Origin of the sequence: Sphingomonas sp. (assembly GCF_026460985.1) — a bacterium.
Lineage (GTDB): Bacteria > Pseudomonadota > Alphaproteobacteria > Sphingomonadales > Sphingomonadaceae > Sphingomonas.
This window is the reverse complement of sequence record NZ_JAPKNM010000011.1, coordinates 1-4,854: the sequence shown is the minus strand read 5'-3', so window position 1 is coordinate 4,854 and position 4,854 is coordinate 1. Positions and strand designations below refer to the sequence as shown.

Here is a 4,854-nt window from a genome sequence, read left to right as displayed (position 1 = left end):
CTAGCTAGCTTCGGGCGGCGGCGTCGAAAGGCGCCGCCGCTTTTATTTTGCCCGCCGATGCCGATAGCGGTTGGATAGGAAATTAACCGCCGCGGGCGTATCTTCCGCCTCAATGGGCAAGGTCATTCCCTTCGAGGAGCGGGCGGTCGCGACGCTGCGCGAGCGGCTCGGCGCGGTCGAGGAGGCGAACCAGGACCTGATCGCCTTCGCGCGCGGTCATTCGGGCGCCGTCGCGTCGATCCACGCCGCGGTCCTCGCCGCGATCGAGGCGGACAGCATCGAGCGGCTGCTGCACGTGGTCACTCAGGACTGGCCGCTGATCCTCGGCATCGATGCCGTGGCGCTCTCGCTGATCATCGGGGACAGGGGCTTTCGCGCCGACGGAGCCGAGGTCCAACTCGTCGACCCGCAGATCCTCGCACGGACCATTGGGCAGGTCGACGGGGTCGAGATGCGGACTGTCGGGCGCGGGCATCCGCTGTTCGGGCCGGCCTGCGACCTGATCCGGGCCGAGGCGCTGATCCGGATCGACTGCGAGGCTCCGCTGCCGCGCGGATTGCTGGTGCTGGGGCAACGCGCCGAGCTCAGCCTCGATGCGCGTCACGGCTCCGAGCTGCTGATGTTTCTTGGGCGCAGCCTTGCGGCTATGATCCGCCGGTGGCTGACGGACCGGAACCACTAGCGCATTCGAAGGCGCGCGAGCTTGCCGCTCGCTGGGCCGCTTATCTTCAGCATGATCGCCGGCGCTCGCCGCATACGGTCCGCGCCTACGTTGCGACCGCGCACCGGCTGATCGGCTTTCTGGGGCTCTACCGCGGCGAGGAAATCGGTCCGGCCGGCCTCAGGGACCTGACGGCGGCCGATTTGAGGGCATTCCTGGCGCAACGCCGGGCGGAGGGCCTCGGCTCTTCGTCGACGGCGCGCGAGCTTTCGGGAGTGCGGGCGTTCCTAAAATATGCGGCCGAGCAGGAGGGACGCGTCGCGCATTTGCCCCGCACGCGCGCGCCGAGGCGTCCGCGTACCCTGCCCCGGCCGGCATCGCCCGAGGACGCGATGGGGCTTGCCGAAAACGCCGCCGAAGCCGCGAGCGCGCCGTGGATCGGGGCCCGAGACCTCGCGATCCTGCTGCTGCTCTACGGAGCGGGCCTGCGCGTCGCCGAGGCGCTGTCGCTGACCGCCCGCGCGCTCCCCATCGGGACGACGCTCCGGGTCACCGGCAAGAGGTCCAAGACCCGGATCGTTCCGATCGTCCCCGCGATCCGCGAGGCGATCGACGAATATGTCCGCCAATGCCCCTGGCCGGCCGACGGCGATTCGCCCTTGTTCGTCGGCGCTCGCGGCGGTCGGCTGAACCCCGATCTCGTCCGGCGCTCGGTCGCCGCGGCGAGGCGCCGGCTGGGCCTGCCCGACAGCCTCACCCCGCACGCGCTCCGCCACAGCTTCGCGACTCACCTGCTCGCGCGCGGCGCGGATTTGAGGGCGCTTCAGGAGCTGCTCGGCCATGCCAGCTTGTCGTCGACCCAGATTTACACCGAGGTGGACGCCGCCCGCCTCCTCGACGTTTACCGGCACGCGCATCCGCGCGCTTGAGACTTGCGGCGGCTTAGCGGCCGGCGGTCCGCCGCTCGATCGCGTCCCAGATCAGCCCCGGAGTGTCGGTGCCGTTGAACTGGTCGATGGCGACGATGCCCGTCGGCGACGTGACGTTGATTTCGGTCAGCCATTTGCCGCCGATGACGTCGAGGCCGACGAACAGCAGCCCGCGCCTCTTGAGCTCGGGAGCGAGAACGGCGCAGATTTCCTCCTCGCGCGCGGTAAGCCCGGTCTTGGCCGCCTTGCCGCCGACGGCGAGGTTGGAGCGAATCTCGCCTTCGCCCGGCACCCGGTTGATCGCCCCGGCCACCTCGCCGTCGACCAGGACGATGCGTTTGTCGCCCTCCGCGATTTCGGGCAGGAACTTCTGGACGACGTGCGGCTCGCGATACGTCCGGTTGAACAATTCGATCAGCGAGGCGAGGTTGCGGCCGTCCGAACCGATCCGGAACACCGAGCCGCCGGCAAATCCGTGCAGCGGTTTGATGACGATGTCGCCGTGCTCGGCGAGGAAGTGGCGCGTCGCTCCCAGCGATCGCGTCACCATCGTCGGGGGCATGTATTGCGCGAAATCGAGCACCCAGAGCTTTTCGGGCGCGTCCCGGACCGCCGCCGGGTCGTTGACGACCAGAGTCTCGCCCTGGATGCGGTCGAGCAGATGCGTGGCGGTGATGTAGCCGAGGTCGAACGGCGGATCCTGCCGCATCAGGACGACGTCCACGTCGCGTCCGAGATCGAGGATCGCAAAGTCGCCGATACGGTAATGATCGCCGGCAACGGCCTGGACGCTCGCCTCGTGCGCTCCCGCGTATAGGCGGCCGTCCTGCCAGGTGAGGTCCTCGGCGAGATAGTGATAGAGCTTGTGGCCGCGCGCCTGGGCGGAAAGCATCAGCGCGAAGGTGGAATCGCCGGCGATGTTGATCCGTTCGAGCGGGTCCATCTGCACGGCGACGCGAAGCGGCATGGTGAGCGCCTAGGGAGTCACTGGCACTTTGTCACCCTTGCCAGACGTTGGGCAAATGCCTCGGCCAGCGCCCGGGCACGATGAACAGCGCGTCGATCCGGATGTCGTCGCCTTCGCGGGCGTAGCGCGTGGAGAGGCGCTCGGCTGCCGCCGCCACGCGTCGCAGACGCCACTCGTCGAGCGCGAGGTCGGCCGAATGGTCGTCCGCGCGCGCTTTCACCTCCACGAAGGCGACAATTTTGCCTTTGCGTGCAACCACATCGACCTCGCCTCCGGGGACACGCGCCCGCCGGGCGAGGATGTGCCAGCCCTTCAGCCGCAAATACCAGCAGGCGAGGGTCTCGGCGCCGCGCCCCCGCTTCTCCGCCGCGCGGCGGTTCACTTCGATCGCTCGAGCGCTCGGGCGTAGGCACGCTTGCGGGGTATCTTGAGCCGCTCGGCGACCTCCGCGGCCGCGCGTGACGCTGACAGCCGGGCCAGCGCGTCGTCGAGGGCGGCGTCGAGCTCGTCGTCGCTGGCTTCCGTCGCTTCGGCCGGGGGTCCGACCACGATCACGATCTCGCCTCTTGGCGGCGTTTCGGCGTACCGCTGGGCAAGCTCGCCCAGCGTGCCCGTGACGCACTCCTCGTGCAGCTTGGTGATCTCACGCGCCACGGCCGCCGGACGCTCGCCGAGGCCATCGAAAAGCGCCGCGAGCGCGTCGGCGAGCCGGGGGCCGCTTTCGTAGAAGACGAGCGTGGCCCGGACCGCCGCAAGCTCGGCGATCGCATCGGCGCGCGCCTTGGCCTTGGGTGGCAGGAAGCCGGAGAACAGGAACCGATCGGTCGGAAGGCCCGCGAGCGTCAGCGCGGCGATGACCGCGCTCGGACCGGGAATCGTATGGATCGCGCGCCCGGCTTCGCGCGCGGCACGAACGAGCTTGTAGCCCGGGTCGGAAATCAACGGAGTCCCGGCGTCGCTGACGAGCGCGACCGCTTCCCGCTCGAGGCGATCGACGATCGCCTCCCGCTGCGTGGCGCCGGCATGATCGTCGTAGCGGACCATCGGCGCCTTCGAGCCGACGTGCGCGAGCAGCTTGCCCGTGACGCGCGTGTCCTCGGCAAGGATCAGGTCCGCGCTCCGCATCACATCGGCCGCGCGAGCGGTGATGTCCCCGAGGTTCCCGATCGGGGTTGCGACGACGTAAAGGCCGGGGATGAGACGATCGGTCATTCGCTCTTCCCAATAAGCTCTTTCAAACGCACCAAAAAAGAGTCATTCGTTCGGGCATTCATCATCTGTGCCCGGGAGAGGTGCGATGATTGCATTGTTGGGTGCCACCGCCATGTTTCTGGCGGGGTTTCAAGCGTCGATCAATGCGCCGACGGATGCATTTCGGGCGTGCCTTCGGGACGCAACCACCAAGGCGACCAGCGAAAAGGTCGCCGGCACCGCCTACGAGGCCTACGCGCGCAACGCATGCGCCGCGCAAATGACCGCGCTGAAGTCGGCAGTGGTCGCGTTCAGGATAAAGAACGGAATGGCCCGTAAAGCGGCCGCCGTCGACGCCGACATGACCGTCGACGATTATGTCGCCACCTCGGTCGACAAGTATCAATTCTTCGCCGAGATGAACTCTAAGCAGCAGACGCCAGCGTCCCAGCCGACACCGCCGCAGCCGAAGCAGCAATAGGTTCGGCGAGCGCAATCTCCGCCAGGATTCGGTCGAGCAGCAGCCGGCCCTTCGCCGTTGCCGCGATCCGCTTGCCCTTGCGCGCGAGGTGCCCGGAGCCAAGGAGGTGGTTCACCCTGCCCCAATCGACGATCGATCGCAGGCCGAAGCGGCGCGCAATCGCCGCCGCGTCGATTCCTTCCGCAAGGCGCAGGCCCATGACCAGCGCTTCGTCGGCGGCCTCGCCGGGCAGCAAGGGATCCTCTTCCCGGATCGCGTGGCCGTTGCGCTTCACGGCCGAGAGATAGTTCTCGGGCTTGCGTTGGCGTGCGATGCGCATCCCCAGCCTCCGGCCATGCGCTCCCGGGCCGATTCCCGAATAATCGCCATAGCGCCAGTAGGTGAGGTTGTGCCGGCTCTCCTGGCCGGGGCGAGCATGGTTGCTGATTTCATAGGCGGGAATGCCGGCCGTGCCGGTCATCTCGGCGGTCAGCTCGTAAAGCGCGGCCGCCGAATCGGCATCGAGCGGTTCGAAATCATGCCTTGCGGCCATCGTCGCGAAGCGCGTTCCGGGCTCGATCGTCAATTGATACAGCGACAGGTGCCGCGTGCCGAGCGAGAGGGCCTGCGCCAGGCTTGCCGACCA

Annotated in this window: 6 protein-coding genes and 1 pseudogene; 3 read left to right on the top strand and 4 right to left on the bottom strand. The window is 68.2% G+C overall.

What is annotated here, in order from left to right; genetic code table 11:
• The first annotated feature begins 112 nt into the window (after positions 1 to 112).
• Both MT490_RS02725 and MT490_RS02720 read left to right on the top strand, forming a co-directional pair.
• A complete protein-coding gene (locus MT490_RS02725; RefSeq protein ID WP_297384045.1) occupies positions 113 to 682 on the top strand; it encodes a DUF484 family protein in 570 nt (189 codons plus the stop codon).
• Positions 658 to 1,590 carry a tyrosine recombinase XerC gene (locus tag MT490_RS02720; RefSeq protein WP_297384043.1) on the top strand — a complete coding sequence of 311 codons (933 nt, stop codon included), beginning with the start codon at positions 658 to 660 and terminating at the stop codon, positions 1,588 to 1,590. The genes MT490_RS02725 and MT490_RS02720 overlap by 25 nt, the downstream gene beginning before the upstream one ends.
• 13 nt (positions 1,591 to 1,603) lie before the next feature.
• On the opposite strand, the gene gshB is transcribed toward MT490_RS02720, so the two are convergent.
• From gshB to rsmI, 3 genes are read right to left on the bottom strand one after another with little or no spacing between them, the layout of a single operon-like run.
• A complete protein-coding gene (gene gshB, locus MT490_RS02715; protein WP_297384041.1) occupies positions 1,604 to 2,557 on the bottom strand; it encodes a glutathione synthase in 954 nt (317 codons plus the stop codon).
• Positions 2,558 to 2,588: 31 nt separating this feature from the next.
• Positions 2,589 to 2,939: a YraN family protein gene (locus MT490_RS02710; RefSeq protein ID WP_297384039.1), complete on the bottom strand. Its 351-nt coding sequence runs from the start codon at positions 2,937 to 2,939 to the stop codon at positions 2,589 to 2,591.
• Positions 2,936 to 3,769 carry a 16S rRNA (cytidine(1402)-2'-O)-methyltransferase gene (gene rsmI / locus MT490_RS02705; RefSeq protein WP_297384037.1) on the bottom strand — a complete coding sequence of 278 codons (834 nt, stop codon included), beginning with the start codon at positions 3,767 to 3,769 and terminating at the stop codon, positions 2,936 to 2,938. Before rsmI ends, MT490_RS02710 begins: the two co-directional genes overlap by 4 nt.
• 85 nt (positions 3,770 to 3,854) lie before the next feature.
• On the opposite strand from rsmI, the gene MT490_RS02700 reads away from it, so the two are divergent.
• Complete coding sequence (locus tag MT490_RS02700; RefSeq protein WP_297384035.1) at positions 3,855 to 4,229, top strand: hypothetical protein; 375 nt, start codon at positions 3,855 to 3,857, stop codon at positions 4,227 to 4,229.
• On the opposite strand, the pseudogene MT490_RS02695 reads toward MT490_RS02700, so the two are convergent.
• Positions 4,174 to 4,854 (bottom strand): annotated as a pseudogene (locus MT490_RS02695) (coproporphyrinogen III oxidase); the annotation flags it as partial. The gene MT490_RS02700 and the pseudogene MT490_RS02695 sit on opposite strands and share 56 nt — an antisense overlap.